The sequence below is a fragment of the Microbacterium xylanilyticum genome (genome assembly GCF_054654695.1).
On sequence record NZ_BAAIEN010000002.1, the window covers coordinates 2,955,796 to 2,977,788 of the forward strand.

The 21,993-nt window shown below is 70.9% G+C and carries 21 protein-coding genes; 10 read left to right on the plus strand and 11 right to left on the minus strand.

Features of this window, described 5'->3' with window-relative positions; translation table 11 throughout:
• The first annotated feature begins 122 nt into the window (after positions 1–122).
• Positions 123–1,064, plus strand: a complete 942-nt coding sequence (locus ACYQ1L_RS14815) for an intradiol ring-cleavage dioxygenase (RefSeq protein ID WP_460004830.1) — start codon at positions 123–125, stop codon at positions 1,062–1,064.
• Positions 1,065–1,104: 40 nt separating this feature from the next.
• Positions 1,105–1,926, plus strand: coding sequence for a class I SAM-dependent methyltransferase (locus ACYQ1L_RS14820; protein ID WP_460004831.1), 822 nt, complete (start codon positions 1,105–1,107; stop codon positions 1,924–1,926).
• A gap of 40 nt (positions 1,927–1,966) precedes the next feature.
• Here ACYQ1L_RS14820 and pabB read toward each other — a convergent pair whose 3' ends face one another.
• The 4 genes from pabB to ACYQ1L_RS14840 form a co-directional block, all read right to left on the minus strand.
• A complete protein-coding gene (gene pabB, locus ACYQ1L_RS14825; RefSeq protein WP_460004832.1) occupies positions 1,967–4,177 on the minus strand; it encodes an aminodeoxychorismate synthase component I in 2,211 nt (736 codons plus the stop codon).
• A 13-nt stretch (positions 4,178–4,190) separates the two neighbouring features.
• Positions 4,191–5,324, minus strand: coding sequence for a CAF17-like 4Fe-4S cluster assembly/insertion protein YgfZ (gene ygfZ / locus ACYQ1L_RS14830; RefSeq protein WP_460004833.1), 1,134 nt, complete (start codon positions 5,322–5,324; stop codon positions 4,191–4,193).
• A gap of 1 nt (position 5,325) precedes the next feature.
• Positions 5,326–5,946, minus strand: a complete 621-nt coding sequence (locus tag ACYQ1L_RS14835; protein ID WP_460004834.1) for a nitrobindin family protein — start codon at positions 5,944–5,946, stop codon at positions 5,326–5,328.
• Between the two features lie 203 nt (positions 5,947–6,149).
• Complete coding sequence (locus ACYQ1L_RS14840) at positions 6,150–6,440, minus strand: hypothetical protein (RefSeq protein ID WP_460004835.1); 291 nt, start codon at positions 6,438–6,440, stop codon at positions 6,150–6,152.
• A 68-nt stretch (positions 6,441–6,508) separates the two neighbouring features.
• On the opposite strand from ACYQ1L_RS14840, the gene ACYQ1L_RS14845 reads away from it, so the two are divergent.
• The 7 genes from ACYQ1L_RS14845 (at position 6,509) to pstB (ending at position 14,738) form a co-directional block, all read left to right on the plus strand.
• On the plus strand, positions 6,509–7,201 hold the full coding sequence (locus tag ACYQ1L_RS14845) for a winged helix-turn-helix transcriptional regulator (protein ID WP_460004836.1): 693 nt from the start codon (positions 6,509–6,511) through the stop codon (positions 7,199–7,201).
• A 101-nt stretch (positions 7,202–7,302) separates the two neighbouring features.
• Entirely contained in the window at positions 7,303–9,468 is a 2,166-nt protein-coding gene (locus ACYQ1L_RS14850; RefSeq protein WP_460004837.1) for an RNA degradosome polyphosphate kinase, read from the plus strand.
• Entirely contained in the window at positions 9,465–10,472 is a 1,008-nt protein-coding gene (locus ACYQ1L_RS14855) for an NUDIX hydrolase (RefSeq protein ID WP_460004838.1), read from the plus strand. The genes ACYQ1L_RS14850 and ACYQ1L_RS14855 overlap by 4 nt, the downstream gene beginning before the upstream one ends.
• 197 nt (positions 10,473–10,669) lie before the next feature.
• On the plus strand, positions 10,670–11,779 hold the full coding sequence (pstS, locus tag ACYQ1L_RS14860; RefSeq protein ID WP_460004839.1) for a phosphate ABC transporter substrate-binding protein PstS: 1,110 nt from the start codon (positions 10,670–10,672) through the stop codon (positions 11,777–11,779).
• A gap of 112 nt (positions 11,780–11,891) precedes the next feature.
• On the plus strand, positions 11,892–12,833 hold the full coding sequence (pstC, locus tag ACYQ1L_RS14865; RefSeq protein WP_460004840.1) for a phosphate ABC transporter permease subunit PstC: 942 nt from the start codon (positions 11,892–11,894) through the stop codon (positions 12,831–12,833).
• A gap of 1 nt (position 12,834) precedes the next feature.
• Positions 12,835–13,938: a phosphate ABC transporter permease PstA gene (pstA, locus tag ACYQ1L_RS14870; protein ID WP_460004841.1), complete on the plus strand. Its 1,104-nt coding sequence runs from the start codon at positions 12,835–12,837 to the stop codon at positions 13,936–13,938.
• Between the two features lie 20 nt (positions 13,939–13,958).
• A complete protein-coding gene (gene pstB, locus ACYQ1L_RS14875; RefSeq protein ID WP_460004842.1) occupies positions 13,959–14,738 on the plus strand; it encodes a phosphate ABC transporter ATP-binding protein PstB in 780 nt (259 codons plus the stop codon).
• Between the two features lie 72 nt (positions 14,739–14,810).
• Here pstB and ACYQ1L_RS14880 read toward each other — a convergent pair whose 3' ends face one another.
• The 5 genes from ACYQ1L_RS14880 to ACYQ1L_RS14900 all read right to left on the minus strand — a co-directional run bounded on the left by ACYQ1L_RS14880 (position 14,811) and on the right by ACYQ1L_RS14900 (position 18,910).
• Positions 14,811–15,542: a flavodoxin family protein gene (locus ACYQ1L_RS14880; RefSeq protein WP_460004843.1), complete on the minus strand. Its 732-nt coding sequence runs from the start codon at positions 15,540–15,542 to the stop codon at positions 14,811–14,813.
• Between the two features lie 50 nt (positions 15,543–15,592).
• Positions 15,593–16,483 carry an aminodeoxychorismate lyase gene (locus ACYQ1L_RS14885; protein ID WP_460004844.1) on the minus strand — a complete coding sequence of 297 codons (891 nt, stop codon included), beginning with the start codon at positions 16,481–16,483 and terminating at the stop codon, positions 15,593–15,595.
• Between the two features lie 310 nt (positions 16,484–16,793).
• Positions 16,794–17,423, minus strand: coding sequence for a DNA-directed RNA polymerase subunit beta (locus ACYQ1L_RS14890; protein WP_460004845.1), 630 nt, complete (start codon positions 17,421–17,423; stop codon positions 16,794–16,796).
• A gap of 453 nt (positions 17,424–17,876) precedes the next feature.
• Entirely contained in the window at positions 17,877–18,278 is a 402-nt protein-coding gene (locus ACYQ1L_RS14895; protein WP_460004846.1) for an arsenate reductase ArsC, read from the minus strand.
• On the minus strand, positions 18,275–18,910 hold the full coding sequence (locus ACYQ1L_RS14900) for a TetR/AcrR family transcriptional regulator (RefSeq protein ID WP_460004847.1): 636 nt from the start codon (positions 18,908–18,910) through the stop codon (positions 18,275–18,277). Before ACYQ1L_RS14900 ends, ACYQ1L_RS14895 begins: the two co-directional genes overlap by 4 nt.
• A 136-nt stretch (positions 18,911–19,046) precedes the next feature.
• Between ACYQ1L_RS14900 and ACYQ1L_RS14905 the strand changes: the two genes are divergently transcribed.
• On the plus strand, positions 19,047–20,765 hold the full coding sequence (locus tag ACYQ1L_RS14905) for an amidohydrolase (protein ID WP_460004848.1): 1,719 nt from the start codon (positions 19,047–19,049) through the stop codon (positions 20,763–20,765).
• Between the two features lie 7 nt (positions 20,766–20,772).
• Here ACYQ1L_RS14905 and ACYQ1L_RS14910 read toward each other — a convergent pair whose 3' ends face one another.
• The gene (locus ACYQ1L_RS14910; RefSeq protein WP_460004849.1) at positions 20,773–21,318 is read right to left on the minus strand and encodes a DUF1697 domain-containing protein; all 546 of its coding nucleotides are present in this window, start codon (positions 21,316–21,318) and stop codon (positions 20,773–20,775) included.
• Positions 21,315–21,959, minus strand: coding sequence for an isochorismatase family protein (locus ACYQ1L_RS14915; protein ID WP_460004850.1), 645 nt, complete (start codon positions 21,957–21,959; stop codon positions 21,315–21,317). The genes ACYQ1L_RS14910 and ACYQ1L_RS14915 overlap by 4 nt, the downstream gene beginning before the upstream one ends.
• Positions 21,960–21,993 lie beyond the last annotated feature (34 nt).

Here is a 21,993-nt window from a genome sequence, read left to right on the forward strand (position 1 = left end):
CGCGCCCGAAGCCGACGTCATCGCGTGACGAAGAGCCCTTAGGAGGTGCATAGCGGACGCAAAGGCGGAGATCCGACGGGTCCGGGAGCATCGCTCATGTCATCCCGAGAGAGGATCCGGACATGAGCACCTTCCCCGACCCGACCCGCACCCCGTACGGCCTCGCCTACGAGGGCCGACTGCTCGACCGACCGGAGGAGGAGGTCGTCGATCAGGGAGCGCCGTTCGACCTGCGCACGCTCGTGTCGCGGCGCACGGTGCTGAGCCTGGTGGGGCTCGGCGCGGGCGGTGCCGTGCTCGCCGCCTGCGCGCCGTCGACTGCAGACGCGGCTGCCACGCCGACCACGACCGGCACGCCCAGCCCCTCCGCCACGAAGATCGCGGACGTGCCCGCCGCCGAGATCCCCGACGAGACCGCGGGTCCGTATCCCGGAGACGGCTCGAACGGTCCCGACGTCCTGACCGAGTCCGGGATCGTGCGCCAGGACATCCGCTCCTCGATCGGCGGCGCAAGCACCGCGGCAGGGATCCCCCTGACGTTCGCGCTGAGCATCCTCGACATGGCGAACGGCGACGCGCCGTTCACGGGCGTGGCCGTGTACGCCTGGCACTGCGACGCCGCCGGCCGGTACTCGATGTACTCCGACGGCGTCGAGAACGAGACCTATCTGCGCGGCGTGCAGGTGGCCGACGCGGACGGCCGGGTGTCGTTCACGTCGGTCTTCCCCGGCTGCTACTCGGGCCGATGGCCGCACATCCACTTCGAGGTGTACGCCACGGCAGCGGACGTCACCGACGCCGCGAAGGCGATCGCGACGTCGCAGCTCGCCCTGCCGCAGGCGGCCTGCGACGCCGTGTACGCGACGGGCGGCTACGACGGATCGGCGCAGAACCTGTCGCAGACGTCCCTGACCTCGGACAACGTCTTCGGCGACGACGGCGGCGCCCTGCAGCTCGCCGCCGTCACCGGCGACACCTCGAGGGGTTACACCGCGTCACTGACCGTGCGGGTGGACACCCGGACGGCGCCCACCGGCGCCTCGATGGGAGGCGGCCTGCGCTGACGCAGCACACGTCCCCGCCGGCACCCGGCAGGATGGATCCATGGCGTCCTCTCCGCTCGGCCGGCCCACCCGGGGCACGACCGGCACCAACCGGCTGCGGCGCAACGACCGCTGGATCGCCGCCTCCCCCGCGTTCCGCCGGGCGGCCGATCCGCTCGTGGTCGACCTGGGCTTCGGCGCGAGCGGTGTGACGGCGTTCGAGCTCGCCGCCCGGCTGGTGCGGGTGCGCGCCGACGCCGAGGTGCTCGGGCTCGAACTGGATCCCGAGCGCGTGTCGACGGCCCGGGCCCAGCTCGCCGAGCTCCGCCGCGGCATGGGCCATTTCCCGGCCGACCTGCCGGTGTCGTTCGCGCGCGGCGGGTTCGAGGTGCCGCTGCCGGACGGCCGCCGCCCCGCGGTGATCCGCGCGATGAACGTGCTGCGGCAGTACGACGAGGCGGACGTGCCCGGCGCCTGGGGGCGGATGGCCTCGCGGCTCGCCCCGGGCGGACTGCTCGTGGAGGGCACGTGCGACGAGATCGGCCGCGTCGCGAGCTTCGTCGACGTCGACGGAGCCGGCGCTCCGCAGCGCTTCACCATCTCGCTGCGGCTGGCGGGACTGGAGCGCCCGTCGATCGTCGCCGAGCGGCTGCCGAAGGCGCTCATCCACCACAACGTGCCGGGTGAGCGCATCCACGCGCTGCTCGCCGATCTGGACCGCGAGTGGGAGCGCGCCGCAGGTCTGTCGACGTTCGGGGCGACGCAGCGCTTCCTCGCCGCCGTGGCCGCGCTGCGCGAGGCCGGTCACCCCGTGCTCGGCAGTCGCACGCGGTGGCGTCTGGGCGAGCTCACCGTGCCGTGGAGCGCTGTGGCGCCGGCGTGACCCGCTGCCGGGCCGGGCGGGCCAGCTCCCCGGGGAAGCGTCAGCCCTCGGGGAACACGGCGCCGGTCAGACCCAGCAGCGGGCGGGCCTTGACCACCGTCTCGGCGTACTCCTCCTGGGGATCGGAGAGCGAGACGACCGCCCCGCCGACCCCGTAGTCGAAGCCCTCGTCGTACCGGATCACGGTGCGGATCACCACGCTGAGGTCGACGGCCCCGTCGAACGAGAAGTAGCCCAGGGCGCCGCTGTAGAACCCGCGCGGACCGCCCTCGAGGCCGTCAAGGATCGCCATGGTGCGCAGCTTCGGCGCTCCGGTCATGGAGCCGGGCGGGAAGGCGGCGCGGACGCACGCGACCGGCGTCGCGGCGAGCTGCGAGCGCACCGTGCTCACCAGCTGGTGCACGGTCGCGTAGGTCTCCACGCGGAACAGGCCGTCGACGTGCACGGATCCGAGCTCGGCCGTCCGGCCCAGGTCGTGCCGCACGAGGTCGACGATCATCAGGTTCTCGGCACGGTCCTTCTCCGCGGAGGCGAGCTCGGCGCGGATCCGCTCGTCCTCCGACGCGGTGGCGCCGCGCGGACGGGTGCCCTTGATCGGGCTCGATGCCACCTCACCGCCGGCGGTGATGCGCAGGAAGCGCTCCGGCGAGGTGCTCAGCACGCTGACCTCGCCGATGCGCAGGAAAGCGCCGAACGGTGCCGGATTCTGCCGGCGCAGCACGCGATACGCCTCGAGCGGATCACCAGCGTCCTCGCCGTGCAGCAGGTTCGTGAGGCAGACCTCGTAGGTCTCCCCCGCCGCAATCTGCTCCTGGGCGGCGGCGATGAGCTCGAGGTAGCGGTCACGGGAGTGCCGGGCGTGCAGATCCGGAACCCGCACCGCAGCACCGTCTGCCGGCTCAGCGCCGCTCGCCTCCGCCTCGCCCTCGACCGCTTCACCCGCGAGCGCAGCGATCCGCGCCGCCGTGCGTTCGATCCATTCCGCATCGTCGAGGGCCAGGAGATGGATCCGGTCCTCGCGGTGATCCACGACGAGCGCCCGGTCGAGCCGCACGAGCATCGCGTCCGGTGTCGCGGCCCGACGCTGATGCGGGGATCCGCACTCGGCGCGCAGCTCGTAGCCGAGCGCGCCGACCCAGCCCAGCGCGAACGGCAGATCACCCGGCTCGACGCGGATGGCCGCGAGCTCGGCGTCCAGCCAGTCGAAGAAGCCCGACCGGATCTCCCGCACCCGCTCGCCGTCGCGCACGGAGACAGTGCCCGCGTGCACGTCGGCGACCGCGGCGGGCAGGTCGTCGCCGCCGCCCAGGATCGAGTACCGCGCGCGGTCGTCTCCGGGACTGTTGCCGTCCAGCCACACGGCATGGGTGGCATCGCCGAACAGAGCGGTGAACAGCCTCTCCGTGTCGACCGACCGGGTCAGCGTGCGCCTCAGGACCGTCTGCGCGGCCGGTGCCGGGCGGACGGGCGAGGACGCAGCCGCCGTCAACGCTTCCGGAGCAGCCTCCGGCCCGTCGACAGGGAGCGGGCGCTCCGCGAGCGCCGCGGGCCGCTCGGCGAGCCCCTCCCGCACGAGCGCGACGAAGTTCGCCATCATGCGCGTGCCGTCGCGGGTGCCGATCGACTCGGGATGGAACTGCACGCCCCACAGCGGCAGCTCGCGGTGCCGGATCCCCATGATGACGCCGTCGTCCGCGCGCGCCGTGACGACCAGCTCCTCGGGTACCTCGTCGATGAGCAGGGAGTGGTAGCGGATGACCTCCACGGGCGACGGCAGATGCTGGAAGGGACCGGTGCCGTCGTGGAAGACGGGTGAGGGGCGGCCGTGCCGGGGCTCCGGAGCCCACCGCACCACAGCGCCGAACGCATGCCCGAGCCCCTGGTGACCGAGGCAGACGCCCAGCAGCGGGAGTCGCCGTTCCGCCGCGACCCGGATCGCATCGGCGCAGATCCCGAAGTCCGCAGGCACCCGCGGATCCCCGGGTCCGGGTGAGAGCACCACGGCGTCGAAGCCGTCGAGCACCGCCGGATCCCAGTCCGCCCAATCGTTGTGGACGACCACGGGCGCCTGGCCCGCGGTGGCCGCGACCTGGTGCACCAGGTTGTACGTGAACGAGTCGTAATTGTCGATCAGCAGGATCCGCAGCGGCGGGAGCGCGTCCGCGCCGGCATGCGGTGCGCCGACGTCCGCGGACCCCTTGTTCGCGGTTCCGCTGTCGGCGCCTTCCGTGCGCCCGGTCCCCGAGCTCACCGCGGGCACCCTGTCAGTGCGCGCCCCGCGGGTCCGGCGCGGACGGCCGGCGCGACAGCCGGGTCAGGCGCGGGACATCCGCGGTGGCGCCGGCGTCGGCCGGGACGATGACCTCCTGCGCGGCCGCGACGTCGCCGTCCGGGGTGCGCACGACGAGGTCGCCGACGGGCGCGCGCCGGGACAGCACGGCGAGCGCGATCGGTCCGAGCTCGTGGTGGCGCGCGGACGAGGTGATGTGGCCGACCTCGTCCTCGCCGGCCCCGTCGCCACCGCGGGCGAGCACGGGCGCCCCGGACGCGGGAAGCAGGCTCTCGCTGCCGTCCAGGTGCAGGGCGGCGATGCGCCGCGGCGGGTGACCCAGGTTGTGCACCTTCGCCACGGTCTCCTGGCCGCGATAGCAGCCCTTGTTCAGGTGCACCGCGCTGCGGATCCAGTCGGTCTCATGCGGCAGCGAGCGCTCGTCCACTTCGGCGGCCCAGCGCGGACGCCAGGCGGCGATCCGCAGCGCCTCTGCGGCGAGCGCACCGGCCCAGGCGACCGACGGATCCGCGGCGAGCGCGGCCGCCCCGTCCGCGTCGAGCACCGCGGTGCGCCAGTGGTAGTCCGCACCGGGGTGCGCGCCCTCGTGATACTGATGCCCGCCCGGCTGCACCTCGTGCCACGGATCCGTCCACACCACGGCGACGCCGTGCGGGGCGAGCGCGGCGCGCTCCGCCTGCTGCTCGGCGGCGGCACCGGCGAAGAAGCCGGCGACGGCCAACCCCGGCCGCACCGCGACCGCGACGTCGGCACGGAAGACCATGCGCTGCAGCCATCCGGCGAGGGGCTCCGCGTCCGCGGTGTCGGCGATGAGCCACGTCGAGACGCCGTCGTCGAAGACCGCGGCGACGTGCTCGACGCGTCCCTGCGGATCCAGTACGAGCAGTTCGGTGCTGTCGCCGGCACGAAGGCGTGCGACGGACTGGGAGGTGATCGAGTCGAGCCAGGTGAGCCGCTCGGATCCGGTGAGTTCGATCACGGTCCGGTCGGCGAGCGGTGCCAGAGCCTCTCCGCGCTCCAGGGCGCGCTGCTCCCGCACGGGATCCCCGAAGTGGGCGACGACGTCGCCGTCCGCGATCGCGCCGGGAAGGGGTGGGAAGACGGCCATGTCAGACCTTCGCGAGGCGCGCGGACGCGTGCGAGCGCAGGCCCGCGCCGAGGGCGGCGATGTCCCAGGCCCACAGCAGGTGACCGTCGACGAGGCCGTACATGCGGCTCGCGGCGCCGTACTCCTTGGCGCCCTCCGCACGGACGATCGCATCGGTCGCGATGTCGATGCGCGGGCCGTCGATGCGCCCGAGGTAGAGCTCGAGGGTGCCGTCGGAGTGGGCGATCGAGACCTCGATCGCGAAACCGCCCTCCGGCAGCCGCAGCGCCTCCACGTCGTGCACGGTGCGCTCCGCGGTGCGGCTCTCGCGCGGCGGCAGGAGCGCCGGTCCGGCGTCCTGCGCGTCGGCGCGACGGGCCAGCCGCCAGAAGCCGGACTCCGCGACGAGCGCGACCGCCTCGCCGTCCTCGGGCGTGAAGGTCGCGGTCGCCGAGTAGTTCAGGAACGGCCCGCCATCGTGGCTGAAGCTCACGCGGTGCGCGAACTCGCCTTGGAAGCGGTGCCCCTCGCCGCCGTCGGGACCGGGCACCTCGTAGTCGATGACGCCGGTGCCCTCCCAGACGCCGAGCAGCCACGAAAGCGGCACGATGTCGGCGGGCAGGTCGGAGGGAAGATCGAGCATGCGCAGCCTTCTGGATCAGCGGGTGTGAGCGTCGGCGGACGCCGTCAGCGCTGGCCGCGGAACAGGTTGACCAGCACAGCTCCCGCGCAGAAGGCGATCGCGAGCCCCGCCAGGGCCAGCAGGCCGACGAAGAAGAGTTCGAGCGCGACGATGTCCATGCCCCTACTCTACTGCCGTCCGCGCGCTCCCCGGCGCGGGCGGGTTCAGGCGCCGAACAGTGCGGCGATGCCGAATCCCGCCGAGATGACGCCCATCACCAGGAGTGCGCCGAGGCACCCCGCCGAGACGCGGAGGATGAACCCGCGGGTCTCGCCACGGGAGAGCTGCACGGTGAACGACAGCAGCACGCACAGGCCGAAGCCGATGACGTACCACATCATGAGCAGCGCGGCCGGTGCGAAGATCCCGATGAGGATCGCGGCCACCGCGGCGACGGCCCAGGTGACGACCAGCCCGACGAAGGGGCTGCGCGGAGCGAGGACGGGATCGGCCATGGGCCCATTGTCACTCATCCGCCCTGTGCATGCGCTGCTGGGTAGAGTGTGAATAGGAAAGGAGCCGCGTGGCGCAACTTCTGGTGCTGACGTCATCTCCCGGCGAGGGGGCAGTCCTCCCCGCCCTGGAGCTGCTCGGCCATCGCGTCCGCGTGATCCCCGCGCAGCCCGCGGAACTGGTCACCGCGCCCGACGCGGATGCCGTGATCGTCGACGCGCGCACCGACCTGGTCGCGGCGAAGTCGCTGTGCACGCTCATCCGCACCACAGGCCTGCGGGGGCCGCTGCTGCTGGTCGTGACCGAGGGCGGCATGACGGCGGTGAACGGCGAATGGCGCATCGACGACGTGCTGCTGACCGGCGCCGGTCCCGCCGAGATCGACGCGCGCATCCGGCTCGCCCTGTCTCGCGAGGCCCCGGCGGCCGAGCCGGTGCGGGTGCAGACCTCCGGGCTGACCATCGACGAGCAGTCCTATTCCGCCAAGCTGCGCGGCACGCCGCTGGATCTCACGTACAAGGAATTCCAGCTGCTGCACTTCCTCGCGACGCATCCGTCACGGGTGTTCACACGCGAGCAGCTGCTCAGCGAAGTGTGGGGCTACGACTACTTCGGCGGCACCCGCACCGTCGACGTGCACGTGCGGCGGCTGCGCGCGAAGCTCGGCGACCAGGAGCACATCATCGGCACCGTGCGCAACGTCGGCTACCGGTTCGCGGCCGACGAGGACGACACCCGCCAGGTCTCCCCCGGCACCCGCTGACCATCGCCTCGCCCTGGCGCTCGGGCGGGTTCCGCCGCATTCCCGGTCACAGTTCGGACCCGTTCACCCGCAGGTCACATCATCCTGCAATGATGGGGCGCATGATCGATCCCGCACTGGCAGATTCCGGTCTCGACGACGCCGAGGACGACGACTTCGACGAGCTCGTGGCGCCCGACGACTCGCTGCTCCCGGAGGACCGATATCTGGATCGCGAGCTGAGCTGGCTCGCGTTCAACCAGCGCGTGCTCGAGCTCGCCGAGGACGAGACACTGCCCGTGCTCGAGCGCGCGAACTTCCTCGCGATCTTCGCCAGCAACCTGGACGAGTTCTTCATGGTGCGGGTGGCCGGACTCAAGCGCCGCATCGTCACCGGGCTCGCCGTGCCGACCAATGTGGGCCGCGCGCCCGCCGACGTGCTCGCGGACATCTCCGCGGAAGCGCACAAGCTGCAGCTGCGCCACGCCGCCGCGTGGACGAACCTGGTGCGCCCGGCGCTGGGCGCCGAGGGCATCGAGTTCGTCGACTGGGACGATCTCGACGGCGAGGCCAAGGCCGAGCTGACCGACTACTTCCAGACGAACGTGTTCCCGGTGCTGATGCCCCTGGCGGTGGATCCCGCCCACCCGTTCCCGTACATCTCCGGTCTTTCGCTGAACCTCGCGATCCGGATCCGCAACGCCCGCACCGGACGGCAGGAGTTCGCGCGTCTCAAGGTTCCGCCGATGCTGCCGCGGTTCGTCGAGGTGCCGTCCGAGGACGGCGAGCTGCGCTTCATCCGGCTCGAGGAGCTCATCGCCAACCACCTCGACGACCTCTTCCCCGGGATGGAGGTGCTCGACCACCACGCCTTCCGGCTCACCCGCAACGAGGACGTGGAGATCGAGGAGGACGAGTCGGAGAACCTGATCCAGGCGCTCGAGGCCGAGCTGCTGCGTCGCCGGTTCGGCCCGCCGATCCGCCTCGAGATCACCGACGACATGGACGACGTGACGCTCGACCTGCTCCTGAGCGAGCTCGACATCACCGACCAGGAGGTCTACCGCCTTCCCGGACCGCTCGATCTGCGCGGACTGTTCGGACTGGGCCGGATCGACCGACCCGACCTGCGCTACACCCCGCACGTGCCGACGACAGCGCTCGCGTTCAAGCCGGGCGCGAACGAGCGCATCGACATCTTCAAGGCGATCCGCAAGGCCGATGTGCTCGTGCACCACCCCTACGAGTCCTTCACGACGAGCGTCGTGGCGTTCCTCGAGCAGGCCGCGCGCGATCCGCACGTGCTGGCCATCAAGCAGACGCTGTACCGCACCTCGGGCGACAGCCCGATCGTGCAGGCGCTCATCGACGCGGCCGAGGCCGGCAAGCAGGTGCTCGCCCTCGTCGAGGTGAAGGCGCGCTTCGACGAGGCGAACAACATCGTCTGGGCGCGCAAGCTCGAGAAGGCCGGCGTGCACGTCGTCTACGGCCTGGTGGGGCTGAAGACGCACTGCAAGCTCGTGAACGTCATCCGCGAGGAGGACGGCGTGCTGCGCAGCTACAGCCACATCGGCACGGGCAACTACAACCCGAAGACCAGCCGGATCTACGAGGACTTCGGCCTGTTCACCGCGGATCCCCAGGTCGGCAAGGACCTCACCCGCCTGTTCAACGAGCTCAGCGGATACGCGATCGAGAAGAAGTTCAAGCGCCTCCTCGTCGCCCCGCTGCACCTGCGCAAGGGCCTGCTCCGGCTCATCGAGAAGGAGCGCAAGAACGCGCTGGACGGCAAGCCGGCGCACATCCGCATCAAGGTCAACTCGATGGTCGACGAGCAGATCATCGACGCCCTGTACCGGGCGAGCGCCGCGGGTGTGCCGGTCGACGTCTGGGTGCGCGGCATCTGCAGCCTGCGCACGGATCTTCCGGGCATCACCGACAACATCACGGTGCGCTCGATCCTCGGCCGCTACCTGGAGCACTCCCGGATCTTCGCGTTCCACAACGACGGCGACCCGCAGGTGTACATCGGCAGCGCGGACATGATGCACCGCAACCTGGACCGCCGGGTGGAGGCGCTGGTGCGGGTGACCGACGAGGCGCACATCGAGGAGCTGCTGGCGTTCTTCGACCTCGCGATGTCTCCGGAGACGTCGTCGTGGCACCTCGGCGCGGACGGCGTGTGGTCCCGGCACGCGTTCTCCGAGGTTGGCGCTGCGCTCGTCGACCTGCAGGATAGGACCATGTCGCAGATCCAGAAGCGTCGCCGGGCACGGGCGGTGCGATGACCCCGAGCCCCTCCGGAACCTCCAGCGCCACCGCGGACACGACGGGCATCACGGTCGTCGCCGACCGGCCCGACCGTGCCGTGTACGCCGCAGGCGGTCTGGTGTGGCGCGTCGTGGAGGACAAGCTGCGGATCCTGCTGATCCACCGCACGAAGTACCGCGATGTGACGCTGCCCAAGGGCAAGGTGGATCCCGGCGAGATGCTGGCCGAGACGGCCGTGCGCGAGATCTTCGAGGAGACCGGGATCCGCGTCTCGCTGGGCGCGCCGGTGGGCGTCTCCCGGTACACGATGGCCAATCGCAAGCAGAAGGTGGTCCACTACTGGGCCGCGGAGGCGACCGAGGATGCCGTGCGGGCGTCCGCGTTCGTACCCAACCGCGAGATCGCGGCGCTCGAATGGGTGAGCCTGAAGAAGGCGCGCGCCCGGCTCAGCTACCCGGTCGACGTCGAGATCCTGGACGCGTTCGCCAAGCTCGTCGACGACGGGGCGCTGCGCACCTTCCCGCTCATCGTGCTGCGGCACGCGAAGGCCGTGAGCCGCCAGGTGTGGCGCGGCCCCGATGCGTCCCGTCCGCTGACCCCCCGCGGGCACGCGCAGTCGAAGGCGATCGTGGGCCCCCTGCTCGCCTTCGGCGTGCAGCGCATCGTGTCCAGCGACGCCCGGCGCTGCGTGGAGACCGTGACGCCGCTGGCCAAGGCCATCGGGCACAAGATCCGCAAGACCGAGCTGCTCAGCCAGGATGCCTGGGAGGACGGGAAGTCCGATCCGCGCACGGTCATCGGCAAGCGGGTGCGCTCCGGCAAGCCCGTCGTGCTGTGCAGCCACGGTCCGGTGCTGCCCGACATCCTGCGTGAGATCGCGCTCGCCACCGGCACCCTGCACGGCTCGTACCTCGGCAGCGCCTCGGCGCTGGAGGTCGGCGCGTTCAGCGTGGTGCATCTGAGCGCCACGAACCCCGGATCCGGGATCATCTCCATCGAGACGCACCTGCCCAAGATCTGACATCGGTCGCTGCGAGAGCCGAATCCGACCAGCCGGTTCCTGAGCGAGCCGAAGGCGAGACGAAGGACTCGGCACACGGCCAGCGTCCGTTCACCTTCCGTTTACCCCCAGGGTCGAGTCTCGTTAACCGCCGGCCCTAGCGTCACTGTGTGCCCTGCACCGGGCCCTACCCTGACCCACGATCGAACGGATCCACAGTGAAGATCTCCCGCATCGCGCGTATCAGCGCCATCGGCGCCGTCGCGGCCCTCTCGCTCGCCGGCTGCGCCGCGAACGAGGGCGCGACCCCCACCGACTCCGCCGCTCCCACCTCGACCGCCAAGCCCGTCTCGGGCAGCCTGGTCGGCTCGGGCTCGTCGGCCCAGCAGGTCGCGATCCAGACCTGGACCAAGCTCTTCACCGCTGCCAACCCCGACGCGCAGGTCAACTACGACCCCCAGGGCTCGGGCGCCGGCCGTCAGGCCTTCCAGCAGGGCGGCGTGAACTTCGCCGGCTCCGACGCGGCGTTCAAGACCGCCGACATCACCGCCGGCCCGTTCTCGGCCTGCGCCAAGGGCTCCGGCATCGTCGAGATCCCGGCCTACGTCTCCCCGATCGCGATCGTCTTCACCCTCAAGGGCGTGGACTCGCTGAACCTCGACCCGAAGACCCTCGCGGGCATCTTCGCCGGCAAGATCACCAAGTGGAACGACCCGGCGATCGTCGCGACCAACCCGAAGGCGACCCTTCCCGACGCCACCATCTCGCCGGTGCACCGCTCGGACAAGTCCGGCACCACCGCCAACTTCACCGACTACCTCGCGCAGACCGCCCCCGACGTGTGGACCGCCGGTTCGGTCGACACCTGGCCGGCCGACCTCGGCGGCGAGGCCGCGGAGAAGACCTCGGGCGTCGTCAAGGCCGTGCAGGGCGGCGAGGGCCTGATCGGCTACATCGACTCCTCGCAGGCCAAGGGCTTCTCCTCGGTCAAGGTCAAGGTCGGCGACACGTGGACCGAGCACTCGGCCGCGGGCGCCAGCGCCACCCTCGACGCCTCCAAGATCGACCAGGGCCGCACCGAAGGCGACCTGGCCATCAAGGTCGACCGCACCACCACCGCCAAGGGCGCGTACCCCGTGCTCCTGGTCAGCTACCTGATCGGCTGCACGCAGTACGAGAAGCCCGAGATCGCGGCCCTCGCGAAGTCGTTCTTCTCGACCGCCATCTCGGCCGAAGGCCAGAAGGAGGCCGCGACCAACGCCGGCAGCGCGCCGATCTCGGACGAGCTGCGCACCAAGGCTCAGGCCGCGATCGACCTGATCAAGTGAGTCCACAGGCGGTTCCCGGGATGCTTCCGCTCCCGGGAACCGCCTACGCACGTCCCGCCGTCCCCCTCGTCCGCACGCACGCGCTGTGCCCACCCGATAGGAAGCAGCACCCATGACAGCCACCACGGCGCCGGCTCCGCGGCCGGCCGTCGCCAAGCGCCGCGCCGGTGACATCTGGTTCTCGGGCGCTGCGGTCGCCGCGGGATCCATGATCCTGATCACCCTCGCGGCCGTCGCGATCTTCCTGATCGTGCAGTCGATCCCGGCGTTCGGGGCGGATCCGAAGAGCGCCTCGCTGCTCACCAGCAACTTCTGGGCCTATGTCGGGCCGTTGCTGTTCGGGACCGTCTGGGTCGCCTTCCTCGCGATGCTGATCGGCGTCCCGCTGTCGCTGGGCGTCGCCCTGTTCATCACGCACTACGCGCCGCGCCGGCTCGCACAGCTGCTCGGCTACATCATCGACCTGCTCGCCGCCGTGCCCTCGGTCGTGTTCGGCCTCTGGGGCTTCGCCGTCCTCGCACCCGCCGTGCAGCCGGTCTACGCCTGGCTCAACACCTACGCCGGCTGGTTCCCGCTGTTCGCCGGCGAACTCTCCAAGACCGGCCGCACCATCCTCACCGCCGCCATCGTGCTCGCGGTGATGGTGGTGCCGATCATCACCGCGATCTGCCGCGAGATCTTCCTGCAGACGCCGCGCCTGAACGAGGAGGCCGCGCTGGCTCTCGGCGCCACGCGGTGGGAGATGATCCGGATGGCGGTCCTCCCGTACGGACGCAGCGGGATCGTGTCCGCGTCGATGCTCGGCCTCGGCCGCGCGCTCGGCGAGACGATGGCCGTCACCATGGTGCTCTCCGTGAGCAGCAAGGTCACCTGGGAGCTGTTCACCTCCACCAACCCGTCGACCATCGCGGCGAACATCGCCCTGACCTTCCCCGAGGCGTTCCAGACGAACATCAACGTCCTGATCGCCACGGGTCTGATCCTGTTCATCGTCACTTTCGCGGTGAACGCACTCGCCCGCTGGATCGTCAGCCGTCGCGGACCGGGAGCCTGACATGACCGCCATCACCTCCGAGTCCCCGAAGCTGCGTCCCGCGACGCGCTCCTCGGCGTCGCTGCGCTCCGGCCGACTGCCGCGCTGGGCGCCCTGGACGCTGCTGGCCGCCTCGCTGCTGATCGTGGCCGCGCCCTTCGCGATCACCGCGATGAGCCGGCGCAGCGAGTTCAACGTCGCCGGCACCCTGGTCGTCGGCGCGCTCGTCTACCTCGTGCTCATCTACGTGCTGTCGCGCATCGTGGAGGGCAGCCGCAAGGCGCTCGACCGCCTCATCACCGGCATCGTGACCTGCGCCTTCGCGATCGCCCTGGTGCCGCTCGTCTCGGTCGCCGTGACGGTGATCGCGGACGGCGTGCACCGCTTCGACCCGACGTTCTTCAACTCTTCCATGAAGGGCACGCTGGGCGAGGGCGGCGGCGCCCTGCACGCCATCATGGGCACCCTGCTCGTCACCCTGGCCGCTGCGATCATCTCGGTGCCGATCGGCGTGATGACGGCCGTGTACCTCGTCGAGTACGGGCGGGGCAACAAGCTGTCCCGCGCGATCACGTTCCTCGTCGACGTCATGACGGGCATCCCCTCGATCGTCGCGGGTCTGTTCGCGTACGCCCTGTTCGCGCTGATCTTCGGCCCGGGCGTGCGGATGGGCATCGCCGGATCCGTCGCCCTGTCGGTGCTGATGATCCCGGTCGTCGTGCGCTCCAGCGAGGAGATGCTGCGGCTGGTCCCGAACGACCTCCGCGAAGCCTCCTACGCGCTCGGCGTGCCGCGCTGGCTGACGATCACGAAGGTGGTCCTGCCGACGTCGATCGCCGGCATCACGACCGGCGTGATGCTCGCGGTGTCGCGCGTCATCGGCGAGACCGCGCCGCTGCTCATCACCGCCGGCTTCACCGACCAGATGAACTACAACCTGTGCAGCGGCCGCATGCAGACGATGCCGGTGTTCGTGTACTCGCAGTACGCCTATCAGGGCATCCCGCCGGAGGCCTACATCGAGCGCGCCTGGGCGGCGGCGCTCACCCTGATCATCATCGTGATGGTGCTGAACCTGATCGCCCGACTCGTCGCGAAGCTGTTCGCGCCCAAGACCGGCCGCTGAGCCGACCCGAAGGAAATCACGTGTCCAAGAGCATCGAAGTCAACGACCTCAACGTCTACTACGGCGACTTCCTCGCCGTGGAGGGCGTCTCCCTCGAGATCCAGCCGCGCAGCGTCACCGCGTTCATCGGGCCGTCGGGCTGCGGCAAGTCCACCTTCCTGCGCACCCTGAACCGCATGCACGAGGTCATCCCCGGCGCACGCGTGCAGGGCGAGGTGCTGCTCGACGGCGAGGACCTGTACGCCCCCGGCGTCGACCCGGTGGCGGTGCGCCGCCACGTCGGCATGGTGTTCCAGCGGGCGAACCCGTTTCCGACGATGTCGATCCGCGAGAACGTGCTCGCCGGCGTGCGCCTGAACAACAAGCGCATTGCCAAGTCCGACGCCGACGCGCTCGTGGAGAAGTCGCTCAAGGGCGCGAACCTCTGGAACGAGGTCAAGGACCGCCTCGACAAGCCCGGATCCGGTCTGTCCGGCGGTCAGCAGCAGCGTCTCTGCATCGCCCGCGCCATCGCCGTCTCCCCCGACGTGCTGCTGATGGACGAGCCCTGCTCGGCCCTCGACCCGATCTCCACCTACGCGATCGAGGAGCTGATCGAGGAGCTCAAGCAGGACTACACGATCGTCATCGTCACGCACAACATGCAGCAGGCCTCGCGGGTGAGCGACAAGACGGCGTTCTTCAACATCGCCGGCACCGGCAAGCCCGGCAAGCTCATCGAGTACGCCGACACCACCACGATCTTCACCACGCCGTCCGTGCAGGCGACCGAGGACTACGTCTCCGGCCGCTTCGGGTGATCCCGGATCCGCTCCGCTTCGAGGGGCTCGGCGCTGCGGCGTCGGGCCCCTTCGCGTTGCGAGCGCCGCGGGTCAGCGGTACTCGGGGTTGGCGTCGTAGCCCCAGCGCTCGCCGTCGTTCCAGGCCTGGCGCAGGTTGCCGTAGGCGGGGATGCCGCCGGCGTCCTTGAGCCGGCGCGCGGTGTGCAGCAGGTTCCAGGTCATGAACGTGGTGTTGCGGTTGGTGAAGTCGTTCTCGGGGCCGCCGGATCCGGGATCCAGATAGCTCGGTCCCGGGCCGATCGCGCCGATCCACCCGGCGTCCGCGGCCGGCGGGATCGTGAAGCCGATGTGCTGCAGGCTGTACAGGATCGACATCGCGGCGTGCTTGACGCCGTCCTCGTTGCCGGTGATGATCGCGCCGCCGGTCTTGCCGTAGTAGACGTACTGGCCCTTGTCGTTGAACAGGCCGCTCATCGCGTAGAGCCGTTCGATGAGCTTGCGGGTGACGGAGGCGTTGTCGCCGAGCCACAGCGGCCCGCCCACGACGAGGATGTCGGCGGCGTCGACGAGCGGCCAGATCTCGTCCGGCCAGGCGTCGTCGGCCCAGCCGTGCTCACGCATGTCGGGATAGACGCCGGTGGCGACGTCGTGATCGATGAACCGGATGTTCTCCACGGAGACCCCCTGCGACCGCATCAGCGCGATGCTGCGGTCCATGAGGCCCTGGGTGTGGCTGAGTTCGGGGCTGCGCTTCAGGGTGCAGTTGACGAACACGGCGCGGAGGTCGTCATAGGCCGCAGGGGCGGCCAGGTGCTCTGCCATGGGGGCATGGCTAGACCTTTCGCCGACCGGTGCCCAGACCTGGACGGAGATCAGTCGCGTGCGGAGAGCAGGTAGGCGTTGAGGCCGTCGGTGAACGCGTGGTCGATCGCCAGCGGTCGGTCATCGATCGCGGCGATCGGCGCGGCGAGGCGCACGCTGGACACGAGCCACGCCTGGTCCGCGGTTGCGAGGTCGGCGGTGGGCACGGTGGCGTACTCGGTCGTGAAGCCCTGTGCCTCGAGGTGCGCGAAGAGGCTGATCTGCGTGGTGCCCTGCAGGATCCCTCCGTGCGGAGCGGGCGTGATGAAGCGGCCCCCCACGCGCAGGATGAGCGACGCCGTCGGGGCCTCCAGCACGACGCCGTCGGTGGTCACGAAGATCGCGTCATCGGCGCCGCGGCGGTGCGCCTCGCGCAGGGCCGCCATGTTGACCGCGTACGAGAGCGTCTTCGCACCCAGCAGCAGCCACGGCGAGCGCACGGCGGCGCCGCTGTCGTAGCCGCGATCGAGCGTGACCACGCGGATGCCCTGGGTGCGCGCGCCGGTGAAGTCGCCCGCGGGGGCGGCAGTGACCCAGGCCGTGGGCGCGGGCCCGTGGTCGACGCCGCGGCTGAGGATGAGCTTGATGACCCACTCCCCCTGACCGCACTCGGCCGCCGCGACCGCGACGGCCTGCCGCCACTGCTCCCGGTGCGGCTCCGGCAGTTCGCACAGCGCGGCGGAGTGCGCCAGACGCTGCACGTGCGCCTCGACCTCCTGCGCGTGGCCGTCGACCACGCCGATGGACTCGAAGATGCCGTCGCCGCGCTGCGTGCTCAGCTCGCCCACGCTCAGGGCGGGAGCCCCCGGGTCGATCCGACGGAAGCTGTCGCTGAAGTCGGCCCGCTCCTCGTCGGTGGATTCGGCGGGAGTGATCAGCAGGGCGAATCGGGCAGCGGCCATACGACGAGCTTAGGACGTGCCTGCGCTCGTGCTGTCGAGGGCGTCCGACATGACCGCGGACACGCCCGAGGTCGCGCACGCGGTCCCCGATATCCCGCGGCCCGGGAATACCCCCGCGAGTCTCGCGTTACACTTGATCGGCCGGGCCGCATAACCCCGGGCTCCATTTTTCGCCGCTGCGAGCGGCCTTCCGCCGAGAGGCGTTCTTGCGGCCCGGCTTCTTCGTATCCGGATCCGCGCGCATCGGATCCTGTCGTGCTGATCGGATCCCCTCCGCTGCGCATCCTGCCCGGGGTTCCGGATCAGACGGTCAGTTCAGCGATCCGGCGCGCCACGCCGCCGCGGAGGCCGTCAGATCGTGCGCATAGGCGCTGAGCCGCGCAGCGCGCGCGGTGAGGTCGCTCGCCCGGACAGGCTCGGTGGCCTCGTAGTCGTCGGCGACGTGCGTCGCGCCCGAGGCCTGCACGCGGCAGAATGCGGCCGCACGCTCCAACGCGACCGCGAAGTCGCCGGAGAAGGCGCCGCGGAGGATGGTGTCGATGAGGGCGACGAGCTCCTCCGGCCCCGCGGGCACCGGCGCGCCCGCCACGAGCGCATCGACCGAGGGGAGCTCGACCCGACCGCGCTCATGCAGCAGCGCCGCGGTGCGCGGATCCGCATGGATCGCCGCCTGCAGCAGGTACAGCCGCCACAGCGCACCAGGCAGCGACACGGCCGGGCTCTTCGCCCACAGCTCGGCGATCTCGTCGATGCCGTGCTCGGTGGCGTACGCGACGAGCCGCTCCGCGCTCACGCCGCTGTCGTCGGCGCGCACCCGGGCGAGCAGCGCGGAGGCGGTGGCGTGCGCCATGCGGGTCTGCTCGGCAGGGTCGTGCGATCCGAGCAGGTTGGCCATCACCTCGGGCGAGAGGCGGACGGGGCGGTGGAAGGGTGCGGGCACCGACCCAGGGTACGCGCGCTGCCCGAGGGTGGCACCCTGCTGCGACCGTTACACTCGGATGCGGGCCTCTAGCTCAGTTGGCAGAGCATCGGACTTCAACACAATAGGAGCGCCTCGGGGGAAACCCCGGGGATGACACCACTCAAAGTCGGGGAACCCTTCCTGGGAGACCAGTTGGCAATCCCGAGCCAAGCCGGACGTGTCCGGAAGGTGTAGAGACTGGACGGGTGGCACCTACAGCGAAAGCCAGGGTGAAGGGACAGTCCAGACCACGAACGCCCTGAGGGCGGCGGCGAAAGCCGAAGTGGCAGGTTAATCCGCGGGTCGTGGGTTCGAGCCCCACGGGGCCCACCGGGGAAGAGGCCCGGTCATCGCGACCGGGCCTCTTCCCATGCCGCGATGTCGGTGGCGCAGCGCGGCGGCGTCGCGCGTTCCCCTGGAAACCGCGTGACGTCAGACGCCCAGACTGTGCAGCAGCTCCCGCACGCGGGACTCGATGTCGTCGCGGACGCCGCGGACGAACTCCGGATCCTTGCCGGCCGGGTCGGCGAGCTCCCAGTCCTCGTAGCGCTTGCCCGGGAAGATCGGGCAGGCGTCACCGCAGCCCATCGTGATCACGGCATCGGCCTCGCGCACGTCCTCGGTGCGCAGCAGCTGCGGCACCGCCGCGGAGATGTCGATCCCCTTCTCCGCCATCACGGCGACGGCCGCAGGGTTGATCCGCTCTCCCGGCTCGGATCCGCCGGAGCGCACCTCGACGCGATCGCCGCCGAGCGCGCGGGCGAAGCCGGCCGCCATCTGGGATCGACCGGCGTTGTGCACGCACACGAAGAGGATCAGAGGTCGAGCGGTCATGGATGCGTTCCGTTCTCGGCGGGGGAAGTCTCGGTGGCGGGCAGGGGTGCGCCGGCCTGACGGGCGAAGAGGGCGATCGCGCGCTCGGCATCGGCGACGGTGATGCTGCCGCCGGCGACGATGTGCAGGCCGTACGCGTCCTCCAGGGCGACGAAGTTCATCGCGATGTCATCGATCGGGCCGTTCAGCGCGAAGTCGCCGCCGGCCGCGCCGGCCTCGAGGATCCGGCGATACAGCGCGAGCTGCTGCGCGTAGAGCTGCTGCACGAGCTCGTCGTGCAGCGGCGACTTTCCGGCGAGCACGTCGAACTCGTAGAGCAGGCGCATCAGAGCGTCGTCGGATCCGGACGGCAGCCCCGCGCGGATCGCGATCGCCAGCTGCTCCGCCGGTCGTTCGGCCCGGGCCACGAGAGCCTCACGCTCCTCGCCCACCCGGCGCATCCCGGCGGCGTGAGCCTCGACGAGGATCGCGTCGAGATCCTCGTAGTAGTAGAGCAGCGCACCCCGGGTGACCCCCGCCTGGTTGGCGACGTCGGTCAGCGAGAGGTTGCGCAGCCCGTGCTCCGCCGCGGCATCGAGCGCCGCGTCCACCACCTCGCGGCGTCGCTGCTCCTGGGTGCTGGGGCGTGCCATGAAGCCAGTATCGCAGGCTCGGCGCCGGGCCGGATCCATCTCCGTCGAGTTTCTTGACATTTGAGTGAAATAATTTACTCTTGAGTCAAAGAACCTCGGCGCGCTGTGCGCCTTCCTGAGACCTTGGAGCTGCGACATGGCGGTCGACACCCTCTACACCGGCGGACGCGTCCGCACGTTCGACCCGGAGCAGCCCTGGGCGGAAGCCGTCGGCATCACGGGTGACCGCATCACGTACGTCGGGCCGGCTGCGGACGCACCCGCCGCGCGGCAGACCGTCGCCCTCGAGGGGCGCCTGGTGACCCCCGGCGTCGCCGACACCCACAACCATCTGCTCCTCGGCTTCGATGACCTCGCGGTGAGCCTCGACCAGGTGCAGAGCCTGGACGTGGTCCGCTCCCGCATCGCCGCGTTCGCGGAAGCCCACCCCGAACTGGACTGGATCTGCGCGGAGAACGCGCTCTACTCGGTCGTCGAGAACCGCCGGCCCAACGCCGACGACCTGGCCGGCATCACCGACCGACCCGTGTTCATCACGACCTACGACCAGCACTCGGTGTGGCTGAACCGACCTGCCCTCGCCAAGCTCGGCATCCTCAACGGCGGCGAGATCGCCTGGGGCAATCCCGAGATCGACCGCACCACCGGCGAGCCCACCGGCTGGGTCACCGACTTCTACACGAGCGCGATGACCGTGGACGGGCTCGCCCAGCTGCAGCGCGACATCCCGATGTACTCCCCCGACCGCCGCTACCGCAAGATCGTCAACAGTCTCGACCTCGCACGACGCTCGGGCATCACCACCGTCGTCGAGCCGCAGGTGCCGCTGGCTGAACTGCCGCTGTTCGAGCGCGCCGAGCGCGAGGGACGACTCACCGCCCGCACCATCGCAGCGATCTACCACCCCGTGGGGGCCGACGGCGGCTTCCGCGCGCGGATCACCGAGGCGATCCGGGAGACCCCGCAGCACGACCGGTTCCGGCTGGGCATGGTCAAGCTCTACGCCGACGACGTGATCGAGCCGCACACGGCGGCGATGCTCGAGGACTACGCGAACCGTCCCGGCCACCGCGGCCACACCAGCCTGGAGCCGACCGAGTTCACGCGGCTCTTCGTGGAGCTGGACCGCCTGGGCTACCAGGTGCACACCCACGCCACCGGCGATTGGGGGATCCGGCTCACGCTGGACGCGATCGAAGCGGCGCAGCGCGCGAACGGCGCCCGTGACGCCCGGCACGGCATCGTGCACGTCGAGTGCCTGGCTCCGGACGATCTTCCGCGCTTCTGCGAGCTGGGCGTGGTGGCGGCGATGCAGCCGCGGCACGCCTCCCCCGATCTCGTCGCCGGAACGTGGATGGAGAACATCGGCGAGGCGCGGTGGGATCGGGCGTGGCGCTTCCGCTCGATGATCGAGTCGGGCGCGCGCGTCACGTTCTCGAGTGACTGGCAGGTGGGCGAGATGGATCCGCTCGTCGGCGTCTACAGCGCGATGACCCGCGCGCGGCTCGACGGCGCCGACGCGTGGACGCCGGACGAGCGCCTCGACCTCGACCGCACGCTCGAGGCCTACACCAAGGGCGGCGCCGGCGCGCTCCACCATGAGGGCTCGCTCGGCATGCTGCGCCCCGGCTACCTCGCCGACCTCGTGGTCTGGTCGGGGGATCTGTACGCCATGGAGCCCGCCGAGATCCTCGCGCAGCACGCCGACCTCACCGTCGTCGGCGGCACCGCCGTGCACGACCACCGCGGCGAGCTCGGCGTGCCCTCGGCCGCCGCATCCGTTCCCGATCCGGGCGGATCCGGGCAGCACTGCGGCGAGGATGCCGAGCACCACGGCCACTCCCACGCCGGCTGAGCGGTCCTCAGGCCTTGGTGAGGTCGGCGAGCTTGCGCACGGTGAGGAGATTGCGCGCGGTGCCCGCGACGCCGAGAGCGCGGTCCAGCACCGCGCGGGTGAGCTTCGTGGACTGCACGCCGCCGGCCCCGTAGTCGATCCAGAGGTCGGTGCCCCGCAGAGCGATCCGCTCCCCCGGCTGCAGTCTCGGCGTGAGCGTCTCGATGGCGGTCGGGAGCGGCTCGCCCTCGAGGAACATCGCGTGCAGCATCTTGTCCTGCGCCGCATCCGGGAACGGGTTCTCCTCGAGCGCCCGCATCAGGTCGTCGTGCGCGCGCAGGATGACAGGGGTGTCGACGCCGAACGCGTCGTGGATGAAGGTGCGCACCTCGGCGCAGGCGGCGGCCGCATCCGCCGGGGTGTCGCAGATCACGTTGCCGCTCGCGATGTACGTGGTGACCGCGCCGAATCCGCCGTGCTCGTTCAGGAGCGTCCGCAGCTCGGCCATCGGCACCCGGTTCGTGCCGCCCACGTTCACCGCGCGCAGCAGCAGCACGCAGCGCTGTGCACTCACGCGTCGCCACCCGCCTCGCGCTCGGCACCGGTGTCCTGGCCGGCACCGGTGCCGCTGCCCGTGCCGGTACCCGAATCCACGAGCTCGGCGCCGGCGTGGGCCAGCTCGGCCAAAGCGGCCGCGCTGGAGTCGGCGCCGACCCCGGCGACGAGGTCGGTGAGGATCCGCACGTGCACGCCATGCGCGATCGCGTCGAGCGCCGAGGCCCGGACGCAGTGGTCGGTCGCGATGCCGACCACGTCCGCGGTGATCACACCGTGCGCGGAGAGGACGCCGGCCGCGGTCTCCCCCGTTTCGGTCGCGCCCTCGAACATGGAGTAGGCGGGGCGCCCCTGCCCCTTGAACACATGGTGCGTGATGGCGGCGGTCTCGAGCAGAGGGTCGTAGGCGGCCCCCTCGGTGCCGCTCACGCAGTGCACCGGCCAGGTGTCCACGTAGTCGGGCTCGGCCGAGAAGTGGCCCCCGTTGTCACCGGATCCGTCATGCCAGTCGCGCGAGGCCAGGATGACGTCGTAGTCGGCCGAGTGCTCCCGCAGCAGGGCGCTGATGCCCTGCGCGACGGCGTCTCCTCCGGAGACGGCGAGGGAGCCGCCCTCGGTGAAGTCGTTCTGGACGTCGACGATCAGAAGCGCACGGGTCATGTTCCGAGCGTACGCCGCAACGACGAAGCCCCCT

Excerpts from the sequence above, each read along its gene's own strand:
- ACYQ1L_RS14815 (WP_460004830.1), top strand. The coding sequence starts at position 123 with ATGAGCACCTTCCCCGACCCGACCCGCACCCCGTACGGCCTCGCCTAC.
- ACYQ1L_RS14820 (WP_460004831.1), top strand. The coding sequence starts at position 1,105 with ATGGCGTCCTCTCCGCTCGGCCGGCCCACCCGGGGCACGACCGGCACC.
- ygfZ (WP_460004833.1), bottom strand. The coding sequence starts at position 5,324 with ATGGCCGTCTTCCCACCCCTTCCCGGCGCGATCGCGGACGGCGACGTC.
- ACYQ1L_RS14835 (WP_460004834.1), bottom strand. The coding sequence starts at position 5,946 with ATGCTCGATCTTCCCTCCGACCTGCCCGCCGACATCGTGCCGCTTTCG.
- ACYQ1L_RS14840 (WP_460004835.1), bottom strand. The coding sequence starts at position 6,440 with ATGGCCGATCCCGTCCTCGCTCCGCGCAGCCCCTTCGTCGGGCTGGTC.
- ACYQ1L_RS14850 (WP_460004837.1), top strand. The coding sequence starts at position 7,303 with ATGATCGATCCCGCACTGGCAGATTCCGGTCTCGACGACGCCGAGGAC.
- ACYQ1L_RS14855 (WP_460004838.1), top strand. The coding sequence starts at position 9,465 with ATGACCCCGAGCCCCTCCGGAACCTCCAGCGCCACCGCGGACACGACG.
- pstC (WP_460004840.1), top strand. The coding sequence starts at position 11,892 with ATGACAGCCACCACGGCGCCGGCTCCGCGGCCGGCCGTCGCCAAGCGC.
- pstA (WP_460004841.1), top strand. The coding sequence starts at position 12,835 with ATGACCGCCATCACCTCCGAGTCCCCGAAGCTGCGTCCCGCGACGCGC.
- ACYQ1L_RS14880 (WP_460004843.1), bottom strand. The coding sequence starts at position 15,542 with ATGGCAGAGCACCTGGCCGCCCCTGCGGCCTATGACGACCTCCGCGCC.
- ACYQ1L_RS14885 (WP_460004844.1), bottom strand. The coding sequence starts at position 16,483 with ATGGCCGCTGCCCGATTCGCCCTGCTGATCACTCCCGCCGAATCCACC.
- ACYQ1L_RS14895 (WP_460004846.1), bottom strand. The coding sequence starts at position 18,278 with ATGACCGCTCGACCTCTGATCCTCTTCGTGTGCGTGCACAACGCCGGT.
- ACYQ1L_RS14900 (WP_460004847.1), bottom strand. The coding sequence starts at position 18,910 with ATGGCACGCCCCAGCACCCAGGAGCAGCGACGCCGCGAGGTGGTGGAC.
- ACYQ1L_RS14905 (WP_460004848.1), top strand. The coding sequence starts at position 19,047 with ATGGCGGTCGACACCCTCTACACCGGCGGACGCGTCCGCACGTTCGAC.
- ACYQ1L_RS14915 (WP_460004850.1), bottom strand. The coding sequence starts at position 21,959 with ATGACCCGTGCGCTTCTGATCGTCGACGTCCAGAACGACTTCACCGAG.